At 39.0% G+C, this 22,631-nt stretch carries 20 protein-coding genes, 1 tRNA gene and 4 pseudogenes; 14 read left to right on the forward strand and 11 right to left on the reverse strand.

Translation table 11 applies throughout. The annotated features are described in order from the left end of the window. Positions 1-133: 133 nt before the first annotated feature. The 11 genes and pseudogenes from MKP09_RS16665 to MKP09_RS16705 form a co-directional block, all read right to left on the reverse strand. Positions 134-883 (reverse strand): hypothetical protein, encoded by a 750-nt coding sequence (locus MKP09_RS16665; protein WP_240831342.1) that lies wholly within the window; start codon positions 881-883, stop codon positions 134-136. Continuing rightward, on the reverse strand, positions 837-3,620 hold the full coding sequence (locus MKP09_RS16670; protein WP_240831345.1) for a DUF8818 domain-containing protein: 2,784 nt from the start codon (positions 3,618-3,620) through the stop codon (positions 837-839). Before MKP09_RS16670 ends, MKP09_RS16665 begins: the two co-directional genes overlap by 47 nt. Positions 3,621-3,726: 106 nt before the next feature. Then, entirely contained in the window at positions 3,727-3,828 is a 102-nt protein-coding gene (locus tag MKP09_RS28275) for a DinB family protein (RefSeq protein ID WP_394801093.1), read from the reverse strand. 361 nt (positions 3,829-4,189) lie between these two features. Continuing rightward, positions 4,190-4,456 carry a hypothetical protein gene (locus tag MKP09_RS16675; protein WP_240831347.1) on the reverse strand — a complete coding sequence of 89 codons (267 nt, stop codon included), beginning with the start codon at positions 4,454-4,456 and terminating at the stop codon, positions 4,190-4,192. A 90-nt stretch (positions 4,457-4,546) separates the two neighbouring features. Next, positions 4,547-6,007: a bifunctional 2-methylcitrate dehydratase/aconitate hydratase gene (locus MKP09_RS16680; RefSeq protein ID WP_240831357.1), complete on the reverse strand. Its 1,461-nt coding sequence runs from the start codon at positions 6,005-6,007 to the stop codon at positions 4,547-4,549. 243 nt (positions 6,008-6,250) lie between these two features. Beyond that, positions 6,251-7,369, reverse strand: a pseudogene (prpC, locus tag MKP09_RS16685) (bifunctional 2-methylcitrate synthase/citrate synthase); the annotation flags it as partial. Between the two features lie 131 nt (positions 7,370-7,500). After that, positions 7,501-7,881 (reverse strand): isocitrate lyase/phosphoenolpyruvate mutase family protein, encoded by a 381-nt coding sequence (locus tag MKP09_RS26440; protein WP_262915444.1) that lies wholly within the window; start codon positions 7,879-7,881, stop codon positions 7,501-7,503. Continuing rightward, positions 7,866-8,294 carry an isocitrate lyase/phosphoenolpyruvate mutase family protein gene (locus tag MKP09_RS26445; protein WP_262915445.1) on the reverse strand — a complete coding sequence of 143 codons (429 nt, stop codon included), beginning with the start codon at positions 8,292-8,294 and terminating at the stop codon, positions 7,866-7,868. Before MKP09_RS26445 ends, MKP09_RS26440 begins: the two co-directional genes overlap by 16 nt. A 267-nt stretch (positions 8,295-8,561) precedes the next feature. Further along, a tRNA-Ser gene (locus MKP09_RS16695) sits at positions 8,562-8,648 on the reverse strand. 34 nt (positions 8,649-8,682) lie between these two features. Beyond that, positions 8,683-9,446, reverse strand: a pseudogene (locus MKP09_RS28280) (TatD family hydrolase). 153 nt (positions 9,447-9,599) lie between these two features. After that, positions 9,600-10,220, reverse strand: a complete 621-nt coding sequence (locus tag MKP09_RS16705; RefSeq protein ID WP_240831366.1) for a polysaccharide deacetylase family protein — start codon at positions 10,218-10,220, stop codon at positions 9,600-9,602. A gap of 125 nt (positions 10,221-10,345) precedes the next feature. Between MKP09_RS16705 and MKP09_RS16710 the strand changes: the two genes are divergently transcribed. From MKP09_RS16710 to MKP09_RS16775, 14 genes and pseudogenes are all read left to right on the forward strand, one after another. Next, positions 10,346-10,600 carry a hypothetical protein gene (locus tag MKP09_RS16710; RefSeq protein ID WP_240831368.1) on the forward strand — a complete coding sequence of 85 codons (255 nt, stop codon included), beginning with the start codon at positions 10,346-10,348 and terminating at the stop codon, positions 10,598-10,600. A 107-nt stretch (positions 10,601-10,707) separates the two neighbouring features. Beyond that, positions 10,708-11,534: pseudogene (locus MKP09_RS28285) on the forward strand (PstS family phosphate ABC transporter substrate-binding protein). A gap of 56 nt (positions 11,535-11,590) precedes the next feature. Beyond that, complete coding sequence (locus tag MKP09_RS16720; protein ID WP_240831370.1) at positions 11,591-13,423, forward strand: CDC27 family protein; 1,833 nt, start codon at positions 11,591-11,593, stop codon at positions 13,421-13,423. A gap of 146 nt (positions 13,424-13,569) precedes the next feature. Then, positions 13,570-13,965: an NADH-quinone oxidoreductase subunit A gene (locus MKP09_RS16725; RefSeq protein WP_240831372.1), complete on the forward strand. Its 396-nt coding sequence runs from the start codon at positions 13,570-13,572 to the stop codon at positions 13,963-13,965. Between the two features lie 85 nt (positions 13,966-14,050). After that, positions 14,051-14,635, forward strand: coding sequence for an NADH-quinone oxidoreductase subunit B (locus MKP09_RS16730; protein ID WP_317235374.1), 585 nt, complete (start codon positions 14,051-14,053; stop codon positions 14,633-14,635). Positions 14,636-14,735: 100 nt separating this feature from the next. Further along, complete coding sequence (locus MKP09_RS16735; protein ID WP_240831376.1) at positions 14,736-15,308, forward strand: NADH-quinone oxidoreductase subunit C; 573 nt, start codon at positions 14,736-14,738, stop codon at positions 15,306-15,308. 18 nt (positions 15,309-15,326) lie between these two features. After that, the gene (locus MKP09_RS16740; RefSeq protein WP_240831377.1) at positions 15,327-16,628 is read left to right on the forward strand and encodes an NADH-quinone oxidoreductase subunit D; all 1,302 of its coding nucleotides are present in this window, start codon (positions 15,327-15,329) and stop codon (positions 16,626-16,628) included. A gap of 39 nt (positions 16,629-16,667) precedes the next feature. Beyond that, positions 16,668-17,156: an NADH-quinone oxidoreductase subunit NuoE family protein gene (locus MKP09_RS16745; protein WP_240831380.1), complete on the forward strand. Its 489-nt coding sequence runs from the start codon at positions 16,668-16,670 to the stop codon at positions 17,154-17,156. Positions 17,157-17,363: 207 nt separating this feature from the next. Next, a complete protein-coding gene (nuoF, locus tag MKP09_RS16750) occupies positions 17,364-18,533 on the forward strand; it encodes an NADH-quinone oxidoreductase subunit NuoF (RefSeq protein WP_240831383.1) in 1,170 nt (389 codons plus the stop codon). A gap of 38 nt (positions 18,534-18,571) precedes the next feature. Then, positions 18,572-18,970, forward strand: coding sequence for a GxxExxY protein (locus tag MKP09_RS16755; RefSeq protein ID WP_240831385.1), 399 nt, complete (start codon positions 18,572-18,574; stop codon positions 18,968-18,970). Positions 18,971-19,024: 54 nt separating this feature from the next. Continuing rightward, positions 19,025-20,173: an NADH-quinone oxidoreductase subunit G gene (locus MKP09_RS16760; protein ID WP_240831389.1), complete on the forward strand. Its 1,149-nt coding sequence runs from the start codon at positions 19,025-19,027 to the stop codon at positions 20,171-20,173. A gap of 89 nt (positions 20,174-20,262) precedes the next feature. Next, positions 20,263-21,223: pseudogene (nuoH, locus tag MKP09_RS16765) on the forward strand (NADH-quinone oxidoreductase subunit NuoH). A gap of 214 nt (positions 21,224-21,437) precedes the next feature. Next, a complete protein-coding gene (gene nuoI, locus MKP09_RS16770) occupies positions 21,438-21,917 on the forward strand; it encodes an NADH-quinone oxidoreductase subunit NuoI (RefSeq protein ID WP_240831393.1) in 480 nt (159 codons plus the stop codon). A 91-nt stretch (positions 21,918-22,008) separates the two neighbouring features. Beyond that, positions 22,009-22,506 carry an NADH-quinone oxidoreductase subunit J family protein gene (locus tag MKP09_RS16775; protein ID WP_240831396.1) on the forward strand — a complete coding sequence of 166 codons (498 nt, stop codon included), beginning with the start codon at positions 22,009-22,011 and terminating at the stop codon, positions 22,504-22,506. Positions 22,507-22,631 lie beyond the last annotated feature (125 nt).

Raw genomic sequence — 22,631 nt, forward strand, 5'->3', positions numbered from 1 at the left:
TTCTTGTTTTATACATTGCTTCGGTTCGTGTCCTAACGTACCGTAAGACGTTTGCGTAGTTCGTGTTACACTGCTTTAGGTTGTCAGCTTATTCTTACCAATGGTTCGTGAGGGCACGAACCGAAGCGACTGACTAAAATATCGCTGTTAAACTTGCTCTTCCAGTATGTATTGTTCTGGTATTACCAGGCTTGCGGCCATCATACTGAAAATTCAATTCCAAATTATTGAGCAGGCGTTTGGTAAGTTGAAGATTCCACAACAAATTAGTACCGGGCAGCAAACCATCCAGCATAATATAACCAATCGTACTTTGCGCAGTGTTAGCAACCGCACTATATGTAAGGCCATTGTAAGTAAACTTTCCCGTTAGCGATGCGCTTTGCAGAATATTGTATTTAGTTTCGGCTGTAAGTGAGTTGGATATAGATTTTTCTCCGCCATATGTAGCCGCATTATTTTTTACTTCATATTTATACCCGGTTGTAATTCTAAAAGATGTGCCACGGATAAAGGATAATAACGCCTCACCGTTATTTCGATTGATACGGTAATTTCGATTATCAAACATAACATCGTCCGTAAACAAAGCATTGATGCCTTTAAGTGTATTTATGTTAAGTGTAAACGAACTGGAAAGAAAATGACGGTACTTTAGCTGCCAATCATTTAATTGTCTTGTTTCATATCCATAAGTTAGAAAAGCCTTACCATTATTACGAAGGTTGCTTATGTCTATGCCCCATTTTGTACTTTGCCTGTTAAAGGAAATGGTGTTGGCAAGTACTGTATTTAATGTAATCAGATTGGTATCTGCCAAGCCATACTCAAAAGGATTAAATTCGAATAAGCCTTCTGCCAGAGACTTCTTTGATATTTGCAATGAACTCGTTAATATAAATCTTGATAAAAATTTCTCCCCCCGCTAATTCCTTATTACCCCAAAGTTGCTTGGGCGTAATATTAAGACTGTAATTAAGCGTTGTGTAATTGGCTTTTATATATTCATTAGTTGGTGTAAATACCCGTATAAATGTTGCCTGATCAATAAATGCGGCCAACTCAAATTCATTCAGCTGCTGCACACCATCTTCATTGTAATCTATCCAGGTATATTGCCCGGTTCCCGCAGGAACTTCGAGATAAGCATACTCCCGTTTTTGCTCTTGCCCTGAACCAACTTCGTATAAAATGTTTCCATTTAAAAAACCATTCCATTCGTTCATCTGGTATTCAGCCCGTGCCAATACAGTATTATCCTCGGTTTGCGGGCTTACTTCATTGTTATATACTTTCAATTTTCTAAAAGTAGTATTCAGATAAAATTGTCTGTTTGCGTTGGACAACAGTTCTGCCTGTAGGTTAAGATTATAACTACGGTCGCCCCGAACAAGTTGTTTTCCTAAAGGATACTTATCACTTCTTGTATAAAAATTAATACCATATCGATTTCTTTTTTGAGGATCAGATTTTAAATAAGCGGTATATGTGTCGAACGAAAACGATGTGAAATTTAAAGAGTCGTTGGCTTTATTCTTATTATAATTTTCTTCCAATGTGTACTTCCCTCCAATTACCCAATTGTCGAGCCACGACATTTTTTTGCTGATGTCGATAACGGGCCTGAAGAAATATCCCTTGTAAGTATCCGTTTCATAATTAGTTAAAACAACCTGATTATTGAAGCCCCAATTTTTCCAATTAGTAAATTGGGTTAAAGCATTTTGGAAACCGCTATAGTTGTCGCTTCGGTTATAATTCGTAAACTGATATTGCAGATTGTTGCCATTTTCTCCGCGTAGGCCCACTGCGGCTTTTATAATATTTTCATCTGCTCTTTGAGCAACTAATGGCAATCCCCAGTCTCTCGAAAATTCCACATCACGCAAGCGCTCCAAAGGTTGAAACCGCTGCTGTACATATTCATAATCTAAAGAACTGATAAGACTCAGTTTATTCTTTTCTTTCAGCAATTTTGTATTGCTCAAATTTATTTTCGCGGCATATCCATTATCATCATTATCATTTGCGGAAGACAATGTATTAACATCATACTTACTGGCTGCCACCTCGGTTTTTAGTACTGTGTTGGGTGTGATATTGTAGTCAACGCCCAATGTAAGCAATTGCTGTTTTCTGGGTGCCACCAGTAATACAACCGGATCGAAATTCCCCTGGCGCACACCATTAAGCGGTGCTACATATACAAATACTTTTCCATTAGCATTGTTGTTATCAGAAATATAGTCGCCAAGCCCAAACCCCACTTCGGTAAACGCCAGGTTGTACTTTGCGGTTTCCGGATCAGTAGAATATCGGTAAAAAGAATCGACAACATTATCGATTGTATCATATACTCTTTCATATAAAACCTTTCCGGCAGTAAGCGTATCCAACACCGCAGATGGATAAAAAGCGTTTTGAATACTATCTCCTATATCAAACAAAAATTGCTTTTGCCGCGAGTCCAAAACCTGGTTTATAGAAGAATTCTTCGCGTCGCTATTACTAAAATACCCAACACGTAATTTTACTTTTTTATTGAAATCAAATTCCTGGCTTGCATATACATTTGTATTTAAAAAGTTCCGATCGGCATATTCAAATTCAACCTGTATACGACTATCCTTTGTGATCATACGTCGAGGCGTAAAAGTGATTTCTGCAGTATTGTAATTTATCACATAATCCTGATCCTCTCCACGTTTTAATAATTCACCGTCAATAAAAACCCTTTCTGTATTGGCCAGTACAATAAAAAAAGTTTCATCATTAGCACCTGAAAGCCTGTATGGACCCTGGTTACCTTCCAATCCCTGAAAAACATTCCTGGTAAATTTACCTTTCGCAATAGAGCCGCTGACCAATGTATTCGACTCCGTTTTTTTAGAAATATTATTAATAGTTTGAAAAGAAATTCCCTGTAATCGTTTATAAAATTTTAAAAAATAATTTCGATCTTCCCGCATATCCATATCACCCACATTCAATTGCCAGTTCTTCTTTTTAAAGCGGATGTATACTTCATCAAACTCATTTAACTGCTGTGTATTTCCATCAGGTTGAATAGGAACATTATTATCAGTAATGGCGGCTTGTAGTTCAATGCTATCGGCCAGCATACCGCTAAGCTGTATATTCAGATTTGAATTAAGCACCACATCCTGGTTATTACCAAAACCAATTTGGCGCCCAAAACTTCCCTGAGCATTGATGTTTCCAAAATTGAATAATTCTCTCTGATTATTTTGTGCTGCCGGAGCACGAATAGGCGCAGTAGAATATAATACCAGGCTATCAAAATTCATTCGCTGAAGCGAGCTATTCATTTTAAAAGGAAAAACCCGGTAAGTGATAAATACAGTAGAATCTGTTGGAGGGAACTTCCAATACAAAGCAGCATTGGTATAGTCGATAGTATATTGAAGGCTGTCAATTCCTGCTACTTTAAAACTGCCGGGGATAATACTTAATGTATCTAGTTGATATCCGGCGCCTGGATTTACAGCAATTGTTTTCTGCCTCAGATTACTCTGCGCAGGATGCTGCGTGTAAGCTTTTGAAAATAAAAACAAACTAAAAGCAGCTAAAAATATGATACGGAAAATATACAATACCATTCAATGTTAGCAAAAATCGGATATTATGGCCACATAAACGAAAGCCATAAAACCCGATTATATGTATTATCAATTTGCCAATTCAAATATTAATTCGCAAATCAGTTTAAAATTTACCAGCCAACATACTTGGAGGTGTAACGCCACAAAGCCTAAGATAGACAAGCAATTGTCCACAATGGTGTGTTTGATGATCACTTATCCAAATTAATTATTTGCAATTTGCTCACCTTTAGCAATAGAATATATGAATCTCTTTTTCTTTTATTAAAGAGTGTCCATCACTACTTTTTGACTATCTATGTTTTGAATGTGCATATTAACAACTTTGCTTCTTTTCGGTGTGTTTTGAAGGGTTTGTGTTTTAATCGAATTTGCTTTATTTGATTGACAGCTTTTTGATCCACCCATAAAATATCCAATTAATAATGCTAAAATAAAAGCAATCGGATTGTAAAGCCACCAATACTGTTTGGGAATGTTTTGAATAGCATTATTTCGTTTCTTTTTCTTTTCAATTTTATGTAAATAAAAATAAGGTTGTCTTGAAAATTCGGTTGGTAAAGTGTCTAAAAAAATATTCCGTCATATGAAATAAACCAAGCCCAAGTTTTGTATTCGTCTTTAACGGTATTGTCTCTCTCGGATATAATTCTACGAAGTTTTTCCTCTTCAATAATGTAACCGTCCTTAACGAGTTTTTCAAGACCTGCTAGTAATTCTAAATCAGTTAAGGAATGTTCTCTTAAATTTTGTTTGACATCCTTGAAGTGATGATAATTAGCTCTGTTATCGTAGAAAAATAAAAAAACAGTTTCTAAATCTTTAATATTCATAATTGATAGGTCTCAAAATACTACAGTACATAATTGTAAGCAAACATACCACTAGCAAGAATACACTGCACAAACACAATTCTTTTGATATTAGTTCATATTTTTCATCATTAAATCCACAAACTCATTCACCGTCATTTTCACCAATGATTCGTAACTTAATGACGCATCTAAAATTGCTTGTTGTTGCTCTTCCTCAAAAATACGTGCTATATTAATTTTGAATTTTTCGATGAGTTTTGGAATACCTTCTTCCCGCCTGCGTTTGTGACCAATAGGATATTCTACCACTACTTCATCTAACACCGTTCCATCATTCAGTTCAACAGTTAAAGCATTGGCGATCGATCGCTTTTCAGGATCGTGATAATCGGCAGTAAACTTAGCATCTTCTACACAAAATATTTTGTCGCGAAGCGCATCTATTCTTGAGTCGGCGGCAATGGCATCTTCATAATCGGCAGCGGTTAAACGCCCGAATATCAGCGGCACCGCAACCATATATTGAATACAATGATCTCTGTCTGCCGGATTATTTAACGGACCACGTTTATCAATTATACGGACGGCAGCCTCATGCGTGCGTATAATAATTCGCTTTACATCATCGCTCGATTTACCAGACCTTTTCAATTGTTCGTGCAAGGCCATGGCCGCTTCCACAGCGGTTTGCGAATGAAACTCTGCCGGAAAAGAAATCTTAAATAAAATATGTTCCATTACATAAGAACCATAATCTCTTTGAAAAGAAAAAGGATTTCCCTTGAAAGACACATCATAAAAACCCCATGTTTTGGCGGTAAGTACAGATGGATAGCCCATTTCTCCGGTTTGCGCTATCAATGCCAAACGAACAGCCCTGGAAGTGGCATCGCCCGCCGCCCATGATTTACGGCTGCCTGTATTGGGTGCATGACGATAAGTTCGTAAAGATTGTCCATCTACAAAAGCTAATGAAATAGCATTGATCAATTCATCACGATTCAGTCCCAGCAATTTGCCAACAACAGCCGTGGACGCTACTTTCACCAATATCACATGATCTAAACCAACTCTGTTGAAAGAGTTTTCCAAAGCCAACACACCCTGAATTTCGTGGGCCATTACCATTGCATGCAACACCTGTAACATGGTTAAGGGTTCTTTGCCTTCGGCGATATTGGTACGTGATAACCAATCAGCGGTTGATAAAATTCCGCCTAAATTATCAGAAGGATGCCCCCACTCTGCCGCGAGCCAGGTATCGTTAAAATCGAGCCAGCGAATGATAGCGCCGATATTAAAAGCAGCCTGCACAGGATCTAATTGGTAATTGGTTCCCGGCACTTTTGCTCCGTTTGAAACAACAGTTCCCGGCACAATAGGCCCTAATAATTTGGTACAAGCCGGATAAGTAAGGGCTTCAAATCCGCAGCCTAAAGTATCCAGCAAACAATAATGAGCCGTTTTTAACGCCAGGTCGCTTGCTATTTTGTAGTTTAAAACATAATCAGCAATATCGGCTAAAACACTGTCTGGCTGCGGTCTTTCGTTGGAAATATGAGATGACATTAAAATGAAAAATTTAAAATAAAGAATTTAGAATATTAAAAGGTTGTTCAATTATATTGTGTAGTTGAAGAGTGCGATCTTTCGACAAGCTCAAGATAAACTGCCACGATTTTGATGATTTATAATCGGGACGATAAACCGAGCGTGGCAACGAAGATGCCATATATTCTACTGCTGGGACAAAAAATAAAAATCAATTTTATATGGTCCACGGAGACCGTCAGACCAGTTTGCACATATTAACTATCGTCTGCGTCCTATCGGCACAAACTTCAAATTCTCAGGCCCTGTATAATTAGCGCTTGGCCTTATTATTTTTCCGTCATGCCTTTGTTCAATAACGTGCGCGCTCCAACCGGTTACGCGCGAAACTACAAACAGCGGCGTGAACATTGCTGTTGGTATGCCCATGATATGATAAGCCGCAGCCGAGAACCAGTCGAGGTTGGGGAACATTTTCTTTTCGCTCCACATCACTTTTTCTAATCTTTCGGCGATCGTGTATAATTGCATATTGCCTGCTTCTTTTGAAAGATCATGCGCTACTTGTTTTATGATCGCATTTCGGGGATCGGCAATGGTATATACGGGATGCCCAAAACCAATGATTACTTCTTTCTTTTCAAGCCTTGCTTTTATATCAGATTCGGCAACATCTGCATTGGCATAACGACTTTGAATATCAAAAGCCACTTCGTTTGCGCCGCCATGCTTTGGTCCGCGTAATGCACCAATGGCGCCGGTTACAGCCGAATACATATCTGAACCCGTACCAGCAATTACACGGCCCGTAAAGGTAGAAGCATTGAACTCATGTTCTGCATACAGATTTAATGACACCTGCATGGCATTAACCCAACTTTCTGAAGGTTTTGCACCATGTAGCAAATGCAGAAAATGCCCGCCAATCGTATCATCATCTGTTTCAACTTCTATCTCTTTTCCGTTATGTGAATAATGATACCAAAACAGCAGAGCCGATGAATAAGAAGCCAACAACTTGTCGGCAATATCGCGAGCGCCGGCCATATTACGATCTTCTTTTTCGGGGAGAATAGTACCAAGCACAGATGTATAAGTTCTCAAAACATCCATTGGATGCGCCGCCGCCGGAATCTGCATCAATACTTTCTTAGCTACGTCGGGCAATCCTCTTAAAGATTTTAGCTTGGTTTGATAAGCTTTCAATTGAGAGGCGGTAGGAAGTTTTTCATGTATCAACAAATGAGCAACTTCTTCAAATGTGGCTTTTTCTGCAAGGTCATTAATATCATAACCTCTATAATGCAGATCATTTCCACTTTTGCCAACAGTACATAAGGCTGTGTTACCTGCTGCAACACCCGACAACGCTACACTTTTTTGGGTTTGAAAGTTATTGTTTCTTTATTGGCTGTCATCGTTATTTATTTTTAAAAAGTTCGTCTATCTTTTTTCATACGCATAATAATTAATGCTTTCGTACAACTCTTGCCTGGTCTGCATGGTATCAATCACATTTTTTGCGTACCGTCTTTGCGTATATGCTGATATACATTTTCGGCCGCTTTGTTGGCCGCCCTAAAAGCCGAAAGCGGGTACAACGCAAGTCCCACGCCAGCTTCGCGAAGTTCATCAATTGTGTACATCGGTATCATCCCGAACTCCGTAATATTTGCCAGTACCGGAATTCCGGTGGCATCAACAAACTTTTGATAAACAGAAATATCAGGCACTGCTTCTGCAAAAATAAAATCGGCGCCGGCGTCTTTATAAGCAACAGCACGCTCCAATGTTTTTTCAAGACCTTCGTTTGCAAACGCATCGGTTCGTGCACCAATTACAAAATGCTCGTCAAAACGTGCATCCACAGCGGCTTTCAGCCTGTCAACCATTTCTTTTTTGAAACAATTTCCTTGCCCGGTCGGTGGCCGCAACGTTTAGCGCCAACCTGATCTTCTATATGCAAAGCCGCAGCACCCGCCTTTATTAAAGACTTTACCGTACGTTCAATATTAAAAGCGGATGCACCAAAGCCTGTATCTACATCCACCATTAAAGGTGTATCGGTTACGTTTGTAATTCTGTTAATATCGATTAATACATCATCCAAATTAGTAATGCCCAAATCCGGAATACCGAGCGAGCCTGCCGCCACGCCCCCACCGGAAAGATATATGGCATTGAAGCCAGCTTGCGTAGCTAGCAATGCATGATTGGCATTGATAGCTCCAACGATTTGAAGCGGAGTTTCTTTCTTCATGGCTTCTCGAAACCGAAACCCTGCGGAAGATAATAATGGGTTCATTTGCATAGAGGCAAATGTAACTAATTGTGCGTGGCAGTCTGCTTTTCTACGAAAAAAACAAAATGACAAGCATCACCAACATGCCTAATACAAAAGAAACCAGGGAATAAATAATAATTAATGCACCACGTGCTTTAAATCGTCTCTTATAGTGCTGAGCAAGCTCAATATCGGAAAACAGGTTGTCGTTATCCATAACGAAAAAAGCAAAAATGAAAAAGTGGTATAAACGCCAATTGCTTAGTTTTATACCACTTTTATTAAATGCGGAGACGGCGAGATTCGAACTCGCGATACAGTTGCCCGTATACACACTTTCCAGGCGTGCTCCTTAAACCACTCGGACACGTCTCCTTAAAATGGGGTGCAAAAATAGGACTTTCTTCTGCTACAACCCGAATAAATTTTTAGCATTTCTTGTTGTGATATTTGCTATTTCTTCAACTGAAATTTGCATCACTTCAGCCAGTTTGTCGGCAATGATGGGTATGTAAGAAGGCTCATTTCGCTTTCCTCGGTATGGAACCGGCGCTAAATAAGGAGCGTCAGTTTCCAGTACAACCTTCTCTAATCCTATTTGCCTTAAAACCTCATCAAGCCCTGATTTTTTAAAAGTCAGAACACCACCAATTCCCATGTAAAATCCAAGTTCCATTATTCTCTTTGCTTCTTCAACCGTTCCGCCAAAACAATGAAAGACGCCTTTCAATCCTTTGTCCTTTTTTTCTCAACCGCATCAATACACTCTTTTGTTGAGTTTCTGCTATGTATAACAATTGGAATATTATAATCGATGGCCCAATCCATTTGTTGATTAAATGCAGCCAATTGTTGTTCTTTAAATGTAAGATCCCAATAAAAATCAAGCCCGGTTTCGCCAATTGCGATAAAGCGGCGGTTTTGTAGATAGCTATCAATAATGTCTAACTCCTTCTCAAAACTTTCAGTAACTGAACAGGGGTGCAAACCCATCATACTTATGCATTTGTCAGGGTTTTCGGTCTCTAATTCGAGCATCGATTTGTGACTTTGAGAATCAATTGCGGGCATTAAAATTTTGAAAACCTGTGCAGCGGACGCTCTTTTCAAAAATCCACCTTTATCATCAATGAACTGCTCCGAATAGATATGAGCGTGGGTATCAATGAACATTTTCTATATTTATTGTCAATTATTTAGATAATCTCTAAAATATATTTTTCTTTTTGAATATATGTATTAAAAAAGGTAACTTCATCTCAAGTTTTCATAGGGTACGGATTAAAAATCGGGCTCGGGTATTTACCCAGGCCCTTTTTTATTCAATCAATTGCGTTTTAAGCTTTTAAAAACAAACCCTTTTGAGGAAAAATATTCTAAAACTAAAGGTAAGGCGTAACTCATGTTTTTAAATGCCTTCTGACTATCATGAAAAACAATAATGGAGCCGTTTTTAGCCTTATTCACAACATTTGCACTACATTTTTCCGGAGATATTTTAGCATCAAAATCTCCGCTAAGTACATCCCACATAACAATCTTATAGTTCTTCTGTAATAATGTTCTTCCTGCTTTTCGCGATATTCTACCGTAAGGTGGCCTGAATAAATCCGATTTGATGTATGTCGATGCAAGATCAATATTATTTATATATTCATCATGAGTTACATTCCATCCGTTTAAATGATTATTAGTATGGTTACCAATAGAATGACCCTTTTTTATAATCTGTTCATAAATAGCATTGTACTCCAGCACATTTTTACCCAAACAAAAAAACGTGGCCTTAGCATTAAATTTCTCTAACTGCTCCAGCACAAATGGCGTAGCGGCAGGATGCGGACCATCGTCGAACGTAAGATAAAGTTCCCGCTCTTTTGTACGTATGTGCCATGTATAGGCGTTGAAAATAACTTTTAACCAGGCGGGTGTTTTAACAAAATACATAAAACACAAAGTTAACGTTTGTTTTATTGAAGATTAACATTTACCAAAGCGTTTGATATATGGACTTTGAAACATTTTGCATCTAAAAAGAAAAGTTTTTTATCTTGCCACATTCATATAACATAATGAGCATTAAATCGAACGAAGAATACGAGCAGCAGCGTAACAAACAAGTCTCTAAAATGAGATCTATGTTCGACTACGTAATGGGTACTCTTATAATATTTATAGGATTATTTCTGCTTTTTAGATTTATGCTGGATATCAGGCTAAATAAGTTATATCCTCCTGATATTTTTGATAAAATTTATGGCATACTTGCCATACTTTATGGATCGTGGAGATTATACAGGGGTTATAAGAAGAATTATTTTAAATAGATTTTCATTCAGATGCGTAGGATTTATATACTTATTTTTATTTTGTTGACATCCTTTTTGCCTGTAAATCAGACAAAGACAGAACTAAAGAGTTGCCTGACACGCCTATGCGTGGAACGATAACCATTAGTGCAGACGAAACTTTCAAACCTATTGTTGATGAGCTTATCCGGGTTTATGAATCAAATAATTATGGTACTAAAATAAATGTGCAGTACAAACCTGAAGCAGATTGTGTAAAAGATCTTTGGAATGATAGTATCAGAATGGTGATTTCAACAATAGTATTAACTAATCCCGAAAAAGCTGCGATTACTGATTCATTAAAGGTTACTGTAAATCAGCTTGCTGTGGCGCGAGATGCTATAGCTGTCATTGTAAATCCGGCATCGCCAGATTCTCTTTTGATATGAATGATATCAGATCGATCCTAGCAGGAACTTATAAAAGACCATTAATTCCGGTGTTTGATGGCGTTAAAGCAACCAGTACGGTTAGGTATATCGTCGATTCTGTAATGAAAGGCGCCAAACTTACCAATAGCGCTGTGGCCGCAAGAACCAGTGATTCTGTAATTAATTATGTAGCTAAAAATCCAAATGCCATTGGATTTATTGGAGTAAGCTGGATTGGCAACCCAGACGATGACCAGCAATTAAGCTTTTTAAAAAAAGTTAAAATTTCTCATTTAAAAGGTACAGATAAGGAAGGAAAGTATATATTGCCGGTACAGGCAAATTTATATGGGAAAAGGTATCCAATCACACGCGATTTAACGTATATCTTAAAAGAAAAGTATAGAGGTTTGGGCACAGGTTTTGCAGAGTTCCTGCATGGAGAAATTGGCCAGCTGATTTTTAAACGGGCTTATTTGATGCCAGGACGACGATATTTTATTATGCGTCCGATTCAGCTTAAGGAAGATTCGATTTAGTTAGAAAAAATTATATTTACAAATACTTAATTAAACAACTACAAACAAAAATGATGATGAAGAAAACAATCCATCTACTTGCACTTGGAGTATTGTTGAACACCGTAATGTATGCACAGTCCGTAGAGGATGGTGTGAAAGCTTACTACAATGGCAACTATGCTTCTGCTGTAAGTATATTAGAAAAAAGTGCGGATAAACCGGAAGCTGCGTATTGGCTTGCGCAATCTTATTTTGAAGACGGTAAATATCAATTGGCAAATGCTGCTATTACAAAGGCTCTTGGTGCAAATGCGAATGACCCCTATTTATTAGCGGCAAAAGGACAAATGCAGCTGTTCGAGAAAAAAGCAGCTGAAGCTAAGCAAAGCTTTGATGCTGCTATTGCTGCCGCGGGTAAGGATGAAGAAGATAAGGCTAAAGTATTCAATGCTGTGGGTCATGGTATTACAAGGGCTTATAATAACATAGATAAAGTAGGTGATATCAATTTTGCGGTTGCAAAATTGACAGAAGCTAAAAATCTGGTGATGGCCATGAAGGAAAAGAAAAGAGACCCATTGTTGGTAGCTGATATTTTTACCAATTTGGCTGATGCAACTTTGAAAGCAAATCCTGGTGAAGGCAGCCCAGCATTCGTTTTTTACCAAGAAGCCATTGCTGCTGACCCTACTTTTGCAAAAGCAGAATATAGGAAAGCTATGATTTTTAAATCTCAGAATAATGCTGAGCTTTATTTGCAGACTCTAGAAAAAGCTATTGCAGCGAATCCTGCAAACGTATCAGCGCTCGAGAAATTATACGACTATTATATTTTTACAGCACAAGATGCAGCAAAAGCAAAACCATACGGAGATAAAATAGTCGCGTTATTACCTCCAAGTCCTAACAATGAATATTTTAAGGCAGTAGGTTTGTACCAAACTAAAAATTACACTGAGGCAATTAATATTGGTAAAAATATCATTTCACAGGCAGGTGAAAAAACAAAACCTGAAACCTATAAATTAGTTGCCTATAGTTTGATCGGAAATAAAGATACAGCAGCGGCTATCCCGTTTGTAGAAGACTATTTCAAAAATCAAGCTGAAGAAAATCTAGTTCCAAAAGATTACCTACTTAAGGCTACAGCTTATTCTACAACCCCTGGTAAAGAAGCCGATGTGGTAAAAACCCTTATGGATGCAGCAGTAGCAGATACTACAGTAGCCGGAAAAGTAGACATCCTGGAGCAGGGCGCTAAAATGTTTGCTGGTAAAGGCGCACTTGCAGGAGATTTGTATGCTAAAATATTAGAAATTAAACCTGCAGACAGGTTAACGATCAATGATTTCTTTAATGCCGGTTATACTGGTTATTATAAATCTGGTCAATACGAAAAAGCATGGAAAGTATTTGATGCAGCCCGTACAAAATTCCCTAAATGGAATTATGGCTATATGCTGGCTTATGGTAGCAGTTCCGTTTTCGACTCTACCAATGCTCAGAATATAATGGTTCCGGACGGAGAAAAATATATCGCTTATTTACAGTCTCCGGACGACACCTCTGCTGTGACACCAAAAAGAGGAGAAATCTTCAAAACAGCTTTAGCATTGGCCATTTTCTATATCAACAAGCAGAAAGATACCCCTAATGGGTTAAAATTTCTACAAATTGCATATAACAACGCTGATGATCCAACAGCAAAAGAGCAGGTGGCAGGATACATTAAAGCCATGGGCGGTACGCCTGGTGTAGCAAAATCTGGTGCTACAACTGATAGCACTTCGACTACAGCTCCTGCTGCTTCTGATTCAACAAAAAAGCTCCGGCCTCTGATTCCACGAAAGCTCCGGCTTCCGATTCGACCAAGAATGCTCCGGCAGCAGGCGCAAAAGAATAAATGAAAAAATAACTTTTTATCAAAAGCACCTCATGTATGTGAGGTGCTTTTTTTGACTTTGATCTAATTGTCATAAGATTATCATTAAAATGTTCTAATCTTTAAGGATAATTGACTCACCTGCCTTATTTTTGCTCATTAACAAAAGATATGGTTTATTTACTCGAAACCGTTGTTACTAATAATACAGCGCAGTCTTTTTTACCGATCGGATTGCAATTGATTTTTGCTGGGGGCCTCATCATCACATTGGTAATTGTTACGCACCTTTTAGGTCCTAAACGCAAAACAAAGGACAAACTCGAAAACTTTGCAAGCGGTATTGAGTCTCATGGCGACGCGCGCCAACCCATGGCTATCAAGTATTTTTTAACAGCTATTTTATTTGTGCTGTTTGATGTGGAGGTTATTTTCTTCTATCCTTATGCTGTTAATTTTAAAGAGCTTGGCTGGAGCGGGTTCTATGCTGTGTTGATGTTTGTTGGTTTCTTTCTCTGTGGTTTTACTTACATCATAAAGAAAGGAGCTTTAAAATGGGAAGATTAGAAATGTAAAATAGTAAATGATAAATATCGAATCGAACCCGATTCCTCATTTATTATGATACATTCAAAATTCTAAATTCTAAATTATGTCAAGACCTGTTTCTTATAATATAAAGCAAAAACCCCTTGAAGCTGATATTAGCATGGCTGAAATGCCTGCGGGGCATGAAGGGCAGGGTTTTTTTGCAACTACGCTCGATAGCGTAATTGGCCTGGCAAGAAAAAACTCGATATGGCCACTTCCTTTTGCTACATCCTGCTGTGGTATTGAATTTATGGCAACGATGGGCGCAACCTACGATTTAGCTCGCTTTGGAAGTGAGCGCGTAGGATTCTCGCCCCGCCAGTGTGATCTTTTAATGGTTATGGGAACGATTGCGAAGAAAATGGGGCCGGTAGTCAAACAGGTATATCTACAAATGGCGGAACCTCGCTGGGTAATTGCAGTTGGCGCCTGCGCCAGCAGTGGCGGCATTTTCGATACATACAGCGTATTACAGGGAATTGATCAGGTAGTGCCTGTTGATGTTTATGTACCTGGATGTCCGCCAAGACCGGAGGCGATTTTAGACGGCGTGATGCGCATACAGGATCTGATAGGTAAAGAAAGCTTACGCAGAAGAAACAGTGAACAATACAGCGCTTTACTTGAAAGTTATGGAATACAATAGAAATTTAGATTTCAGTATTTAGTACAAAGATCAATTTTTACTAAAAATCTAAATACTAAAATCTAAGTACTAAAATCTAAATACTCATAGTCTATATAAAATGGCATTGACTACAGAGCTGATACAGCAAAAACTTACTGAAAAATTTGGAGATCAGGTTTCTGATTTCGAAATGCAGTATGACATCCTGAATTTTCATGCTGATAAAGAGATCAACCTTAAAGTGCTTAACTTTTTGAAGGAAGATGAGGAACTCGCATTTAATTTCCTTACAGATCTTTGCGGGGTTCACTACCCCGATCAAAAAGGAAAGGAATTGGCTGTTGTTTATCATTTGCATAATATCAGGGAAAATATACGCCTTAGGTTTAAAGTATTTACAGATATAGCAAAACCCGATGTTTATACCGCAACAGGTATTTTTTCTGCGGCCAATTGGATGGAGCGCGAAACTTTTGATTTTTACGGTATCAATTTTATCGGTCATCCGAATTTGATCAGAATTTTGAACGTTGATGAAATGGATTACTTTCCTATGCGTAAAGAATATCCATTAGAAGATCAAAGCCGTACTGATAAGGATGATGAAATGTTTGGCCGTGGTGGCATGTTGGGCTTTGGCACTGAAAAAACAATGCACGGAACCATTGCGGAAGACGAGAAAGCTCAATAGAATTACAGGTGTTGAAGAGTGCGACGCAACATAGTTGATAGTAGCAGTGTTGTTGGTAAACAAATAAAAAAAGACGAAGAAGATATTCAAATGTCAGATTTACAACAAAACATAAACCTTCCGGCGGGTAGCATTGAAAAGCAAACCACCACGCTCAATATGGGGCCTACGCACCCGGCTACGCATGGTGTGTTTCAAAATATTATTGAGCTGGATGGGGAGAAAATTGTAGCTGCCGATGCAACGGTAGGTTATATTCATCGCGCATTTGAAAAAATTGCAGAACGCAGGCCGCTGTATCAAATTACGCCACTTACCGACAGGCTGAATTATTGCTCGGCTCCATTAAACAATATGGGCTGGCATCTTACCTGTGAAAAATTGTTGGGTGTAAAAACGCCGAGACGTGTGGATTATTTGCGCGTTATTGTAATGGAACTGGCGCGTATTGCCGATCATTTAATTTGTAGCTCGATTATGGGCGTGGATGCAGGAGCTTACACAGGCTTTTTGTATGTGATGCAATACCGCGAGCTGATTTATGAAATTTATGAAGAAGTTTGCGGATCAAGATTAACCACCAATATTGGACGCATTGGCGGTTTTGAAAGAGATTTTAATAATACGGCTTTTGAAAAAATAGAAAAATTTTTAAACGAATATCCAGCTGTTCTGGAAGAGTTTGAGAACCTGTTTACACGCAACCGCATCTTTATGGATCGTTGTATGGGTGTGGGTGCCATCTCTGCCGAAAGAGCTTTAAATTATGGTTTCACGGGACCTAATCTCCGCGCGGCTGGTGTTGATTATGATGTGCGTGTGGTAGCGCCTTACAGCCGTTACGAAGAATTTGATTTTGATATTCCTGTCGGTTCGACAGGCGATTGTTACGATCGTTTTCAGGTACGTAATGGCGAAATGTGGCAAAGCCTTCGCATTATTAAACAAGCAATGCAAAAGCTGAATGATCTTAAAGGCGAAGAGGCAACTATTTATCATGCAGATGTTCCTGAATACTATCTTCCTGAAAAGAAAGATGTGTATACTAAAATGGAAGCATTGATCTGGCATTTTAAAATCATCATGGGCGAGATAGATATGCCGAAAGGTGAAGTATATCATGGCATTGAAGCAGGCAATGGTGAGTTAGGTTATTATTTTATCAGCGATGGCGGTAGAAGCCCGTACAGACTGCATTTCAGGCGTCCATGCTTTATATATTACCAGGCTTATGAAGAGTTGGTTAAAGGCGGAATGCTTAGCGATGCCATCATGGTAATGTCATCCTTAAACCTGATTGCAGGCGAAATGGACGCATAAAGAAATTTAGAAACTAAAGTTTAGAATTAAGAATTAAAAATGGTACAACTCTCACAAGAGAATATTGACAGGGTTCAAAAAATAATAGCACGTTATCCGGAAGGAAGACAGAAAAGTGCATTATTGCCTGTATTGCATGTGGCGCAGGAGCAGTTTGGCTGGCTAAGTGTGGAAACAATGGACTACGTTGCATCGCTGTTAAGTATTGAGCCTATCGAAGTTTACGAAGTGGCTTCTTTCTACAGCATGTACAATTTGAAGCCTGTAGGTAAATATATGTTTGAGGTTTGTCAGACTGGCCCCTGTATGTTGAACGGTAGTGATGATATTATAGCATATATCGGAGCCAAATTAAATATCAAACCAGGCCAAACAACCGAAGATGGTATGTTTACTTTAAAAACTGTTGAGTGCCTTGGTGCTTGTGGTTATGCGCCAATGATGCAACTGGGTAAATTTTATAAAGAACATCTGACCAAAGAAAAAGTGGACGCGATTATTGATGAGTGCAGAGCGAAGAATAATTAAAACTTCTTTTAGGAAAATATAAAATGGGTAGAAAACTATTATTAGAAAAAGCGCATGTAGAAGGTATCAGATATTTTGATACTTATCGTCGTGAAGGGGCTACCGTAGCGTTGAGAAGGCATTGAAAACAATGGCGCCAGATGATGTTACTGAAGAAGTAAAAAATCAGGGCTTCGTGGGCGTGGTGGTGCCGGTTTCCCAACAGGTATGAAATGGAGCTTTCTGGCCAAACCCGAAGGCGTACCCCGCCACCTGGTTGTAAATGCTGATGAAAGCGAACCTGGTACTTTCAAGGATCGCTACCTCATGGAATTTCTGCCACATCTTTTAATAGAAGGAGTTATTGTTTCATCTTACGCGCTTGGCAGCAATGTTTCTTTTATTTATATCCGCGGTGAATATGCGTGGATTGTTGACATTTTAGAACAGGCGATACAGGAAGCACGCAATAATGGTTTCCTTGGTAAAAATATTTTAGGCAGCGGTTTCGATTGCGATGTTCATGTGCAGCGTGGTGCAGGCGCTTACATCTGCGGAGAAGAAACTGCATTGCTCGAATCGCTCGAAGGAAAAAGAGGCAATCCACGCATCAAGCCGCCCTTTCCTGCTGTTAAGGGAGTTTGGGACAGGCCAACAGTGGTAAACAATGTTGAAAGTATTGCTGCAGTAGTGCCGATCATCAATGAAGGTGCTGAGGAATACGCCAAAATTGGAGTAGGCAAATCAACAGGAACAAAACTTATTTCTGCATGTGGTAATATTAATAAACCTGGTGTTTATGAAATAGATATGACCATATCAGTTGAAGAATTTATATACAGTGATGAATGGTGTGGCGGTATTTCTAACGGCAAACGATTAAAAGCTTGTATTCCCGGAGGATCATCTGTTCCTATTCTGCCTACCAATCTTTTATTAAAGACTGCAAAGGGCGAACAAAGAATAATGAACTACGAAAGCCTTTCTGATGGCGGATTTCAGACCGGTTCGATGATGGGAAGTGGTGGATTTATTGTATTTGATGAAGATCAGTGTGTAGTAAAACATACTTATACTTTAGCAAGATTTTACCGCCATGAAAGTTGCGGACAATGTTCTCCATGCCGTGAAGGAACGGGCTGGATGGAAAAATTGTTACTCCGTTTAGAAAATGGACAGGGAAAAATGAGCGATATTGATTTACTGTGGGATATACAAAGTAAGATTGAAGGCAATACGATCTGTCCGCTTGGCGATGCAGCTGCATGGCCTGTTGCCGCAGCTATTCGTCATTTCCGGGATGAGTTTGAATGGCATATCACACATCCCGAAGAAGCTATAATAAGAAATTTTGGGTTGGCGCATTATGCGGATGAGAGAGAAGCTGTTTTGGCGTAGTTTCACGCAACGGGACGAAGAAAACAAAGAAACAACGGATGGATGAAAACAGGTTGATACAACGTGAAAATGAGTTGGCAAAAATTGCTTTGGATGTCTGTTTTCGAATTCATAAACTTTATGGGCCGGGTCTCTTTGAAAGTGTGTATGAAGAAATATTTTGTTATGAACTACAAAAGGAAAATGTCTTTTTTGAAAAGCAAAAGGCTATTCCACTTGTTCATCAGGAAATAAAATTAGACGCAGGGTTTAGAGCAGATGTAATTATAGAAAATAAGTTGTTAGTAGAATTGAAGTCAGTAGAAACCGTTGCTGATGTTCATTATAAGCAGGTGCAGACCTATTTAAAGTTAGCTAATTTGAAATTAGGATTATTGATAAACTTTAATGTGGTCTACCTTAAAGATGGAATTAAAAGAATTATAAATACGTATTAGAATAATCGTTGTGTTCGTTGTCTTTCGTTGTATTCTTTGTGTGAAATTTTTTAAATGGCTGAAGAAATAAAACAAGAACCACCGGCAAACTTTAAAGTAACCATTGACAATGTTACCGTAGAAGTAGCACCCGGTACAACTATATTACAGGCAGCGCGAATGGTTGGCGGCGATGTAACGCCTCCGGCTATGTGCTTTTATACACCACTGAAAGGCAGTGGTGGTAAATGCCGCACTTGTCTTGTGGAAGTAAGCAAAGGCTCTGAAAAAGACCCACGCCCCATGCCTAAGCTGGTAGCAAGTTGCCGTACTGGCGTAATGGATGGCATGGAAGTCAAAAGCATTACCAGCCAGCGTGTGTTGGATGCACGTGCAGGTGTTGTCGAATTTTTATTATTAAATCATCCGCTGGATTGCCCTATTTGCGATCAGGCTGGCGAATGTCATTTGCAGGATTTGAGCTACGAGCATGGCCGCGAAGGAACGCGATATGAATTTAAAAGAAGAACTTTTAAAAAACATAATCTCGGAAAATACATTCAACTACACATGACGCGTTGCATCTTGTGTTATCGTTGTGTATTTACGGCCGATCAGCTAACAAACACGCGCCAACACGGTGTTTTAGACCGTGGCGACCATGCCGAAATTGCTACTTATATCGAGAAATCGTTAGACAATGATTTTATTGGAAACGTTATAGATGTTTGTCCGGTGGGCGCTTTGACTGACAAAACATTTCGTTTCAAAAATCGGGTATGGTTTACTAAACCAGAAGATGCACATCGTGATTGCGATAAATGCTGCGGAAAAGTTACATTATGGAAACGTGGCGATGAAGTATTGCGTGTAACTGCCCGTAAAGATCAATGGGGTGAAATAATGGATAGCGAAGACGGCAAAACAGGATGGATATGTAACGAATGTCGTTTTGATAAAAAAGAGGTGAAAGACTGGATAATTGAAGGGCCGACAAAAGTAGCACGTCATTCTGTTATCGGTGCCAATCATTACGAAGTGCTGGACAAACCGAAAGAAACTATAGCAGAAGTAATGGGTGGGCGTCAACCTAAATTGTTGCTGGATATTCATAATATCAGTGACGTAAATGATCCGTCGGTTGATTTAAGTAAAATAGATGGCCCGGCAACAGGTGCGGTTTTTAATAAAAAGAATTTGATAGAAAAAGAGACTAATAATTAATTATGTACTTACTCGCAATAGATTGGTTTTTTATTATCGAAAAATTGATTTTAATAGCATTGGTGGTTACTCTTTCCATGATCGTTGCCATGTACGCCACCTATGGCGAAAGAAAAGTGGCCGCTTTTATGCAGGACAGGATCGGGCCTAACCGCGCGGGGCCATTTGGTTTATTGCAGCCGCTTGCCGATGGTGGTAAACTTTTTTTAAAGAAGAAATTATACCATTGGCTTCGTCGAAGTTTTTATTTGTACTAGGGCCAGTGCTGGCCATGGTTACAGCTTTGCTTACCAGCGCAGTTATTCCCTGGGGTTCGCCTGCTTTAGTAGCCGGAAGAACAGTGCCTTTGCAAATTGCAGATATTAATATCGGTATTCTGTATGTGTTTGGTGTAGTAAGCTTGGGTGTGTATGGTATTATGATTGGAGGCTGGGCTTCTAATAATAAATTTTCTTTGTTAGCTGCCATTCGTGGCGCGTCGCAAATGATTTCTTACGAACTGGCAATGGGCCTTTCATTGATCGCCGTTTTAATGCTTACCGGTTCTTTGCAAATGAGCACGATTGTGCAAAACCAGTTGGATAACGGATGGAATGTTGTTTACCAACCCTTAGGGTTTATTATATTCTTTATTTGTGCGCTGGCTGAATGTAACCGCACACCATTCGATTTACCGGAAGCAGAAAATGAATTAAACTTTGGTTACCACCAGGAATATTCCAGTATGAAATTGGGATTTTATCTTTTTGCTGAATATATCAATATGTTCATCAGCGGTGTAATTATGGCGACATTATATTTTGGTGGTTATGATATTCCTTTTGTGAATGAAGCCAACTGGGGTATTTCTCAAAACTTATTGGCATTTATCAGCTTTGCGGTATTGCTGGCTAAAGCATTCTTTTTGTATTTGTGTTTATGTGGATCCGCTGGACCATTCCACGTTTCCGCTTTGACCAATTAATGCATTTGGGTTGGAAAAGGCTGGTGCCGCTGGCGTTGGTCAATATGTTGATAACGGCGTTGGTGGTACTGCTTTTGAATAGATGATAGTTGTTAGTTGACTGATGACAGGAGAAAAGAAAATAGTTGATATATGTACTACAGTTGAAGAGTGCGACGCAAGGAAGATGATAGTTGCACAAAAGCTGGGAACATAAATAAGATGACGGACGACAGAGAACAGGAAACCTGTCAACTTTCATCTGTCATCTGCCAACTAAACTTATATTTGCGAAAATTTTAAAATATTGCTCGAAAACTAATGGGTATTCAATATACAAATAGGGCCAAGCCGGTAGATCGCAGTCCGATGACCTTTATGGAGCGGATGTACCTTTGGAATATTTTGAAGGGAATGGGAATAACGTTGAAACACTTTTTTAAGAAGAAGGCAACGATAAAATATCCCGAAGAAACAAGGCCTTTTAGTAAAGTTTTTCGTGGCCTGCACATTTTGAATCGTGATGAGGAAGGCCGTGAAAGATGTACTGCGTGCGGCTTGTGCGCAGTTGCCTGCCCGGCAGAAGCTATTACAATGGAAGCGGCGGAAAGAGAAGAAGGTGAAGAAAGTTTATATCGAGAAGAAAAATACGCAGCAAAATATGAGATCAATATGTTGCGTTGTATTTTCTGCGGTTATTGCGAAGAAGCTTGTCCGAAAGATGCCATTTATCTTTCTCAAACATTTACTCCATCTAATTACGACCGCAAAGGTTTTATTTATAAAAAGAAGATTTGCTGATCCCTAATCCGGTTACCGAGCCGGAAGCTTATCAAAAAGCGTTGGGAACAATTAATAAAGAAACTAAAACAGCGGAAGCTAATTAAGGGCAATGGGAATTACACAAATACTTTTCTGGATTCTTACAGTGGCGGCATTGTTCAGCGCCATTATGGTGGTGAGCAGCAAAAACCCCGTGCATAGCGTGTTGTGGCTGGTAGCAACATTTTTTGCCATATCAGGCCATTATATTTTATTGAACGCACAGTTTCTGGCTATTGTAAATATTATTGTATATGCAGGCGCCATCATGGTTTTATTTCTGTTTGTAATAATGCTGATGAACCTGAACAAAAGCACAGAACCTGTTAAAAATCGCTGGTTACAAATTATTGGAATATTATCTGGCGGCTGCTTGTTATTAGTATTAGTAGCGGCGTTAAGAAATACTGAAGTTTCAAAAAATATTGTGGAAGTGAGTACAGGTGATGCAGGTTTGATCAAAAATTTAGGTCGTGAGTTGTTCACCACTTTTGTAGTGCCATTTGAAATAAGCAGTATATTATTTTTAAGTGCGATGGTGGGTGCTGTGGTAATTGGGAAGAAATAGCCCTGCAAACCTCCCAAAAGGAGAGGCTTACGAAGAGGTTGATTATATAAAAAATCTTTACTTATTTGAATTGTGTTATTCTTTAGAAATACTAAACTTTAAAACATTAAGCCCCTCCTCCGGAG

The sequence above is a fragment of the Paraniabella ginsengisoli genome (assembly GCF_022513635.1).
Taxonomy (GTDB): Bacteria; Bacteroidota; Bacteroidia; order Chitinophagales; family Chitinophagaceae; genus Niabella; species Niabella ginsengisoli.

Coding starts and splice junctions, on each gene's coding strand:
- MKP09_RS16735 (WP_240831376.1), top strand. CDS start 14,736: ATGGCATTGACTACAGAGCTGATACAGCAAAAACTTACTGAAAAATTT.
- MKP09_RS16705 (WP_240831366.1), bottom strand. CDS start 10,220: ATGTATTTTGTTAAAACACCCGCCTGGTTAAAAGTTATTTTCAACGCC.
- MKP09_RS16755 (WP_240831385.1), top strand. CDS start 18,572: ATGGATGAAAACAGGTTGATACAACGTGAAAATGAGTTGGCAAAAATT.
- MKP09_RS16680 (WP_240831357.1), bottom strand. CDS start 6,007: ATGTCATCTCATATTTCCAACGAAAGACCGCAGCCAGACAGTGTTTTA.
- MKP09_RS16760 (WP_240831389.1), top strand. CDS start 19,025: ATGGCTGAAGAAATAAAACAAGAACCACCGGCAAACTTTAAAGTAACC.
- MKP09_RS16675 (WP_240831347.1), bottom strand. CDS start 4,456: ATGAATATTAAAGATTTAGAAACTGTTTTTTTATTTTTCTACGATAAC.
- MKP09_RS26440 (WP_262915444.1), bottom strand. CDS start 7,881: ATGGTTGACAGGCTGAAAGCCGCTGTGGATGCACGTTTTGACGAGCAT.
- nuoI (WP_240831393.1), top strand. CDS start 21,438: ATGGGTATTCAATATACAAATAGGGCCAAGCCGGTAGATCGCAGTCCG.
- MKP09_RS26445 (WP_262915445.1), bottom strand. CDS start 8,294: ATGAACCCATTATTATCTTCCGCAGGGTTTCGGTTTCGAGAAGCCATG.
- MKP09_RS16725 (WP_240831372.1), top strand. CDS start 13,570: ATGGTTTATTTACTCGAAACCGTTGTTACTAATAATACAGCGCAGTCT.
- nuoF (WP_240831383.1), top strand. CDS start 17,364: ATGAAATGGAGCTTTCTGGCCAAACCCGAAGGCGTACCCCGCCACCTG.
- MKP09_RS16710 (WP_240831368.1), top strand. CDS start 10,346: ATGAGCATTAAATCGAACGAAGAATACGAGCAGCAGCGTAACAAACAA.
- MKP09_RS16730 (WP_317235374.1), top strand. CDS start 14,051: ATGTCAAGACCTGTTTCTTATAATATAAAGCAAAAACCCCTTGAAGCT.
- MKP09_RS16745 (WP_240831380.1), top strand. CDS start 16,668: ATGGTACAACTCTCACAAGAGAATATTGACAGGGTTCAAAAAATAATA.
- MKP09_RS16670 (WP_240831345.1), bottom strand. CDS start 3,620: ATGGTATTGTATATTTTCCGTATCATATTTTTAGCTGCTTTTAGTTTG.
- MKP09_RS16720 (WP_240831370.1), top strand. CDS start 11,591: ATGAAGAAAACAATCCATCTACTTGCACTTGGAGTATTGTTGAACACC.
- MKP09_RS16775 (WP_240831396.1), top strand. CDS start 22,009: ATGGGAATTACACAAATACTTTTCTGGATTCTTACAGTGGCGGCATTG.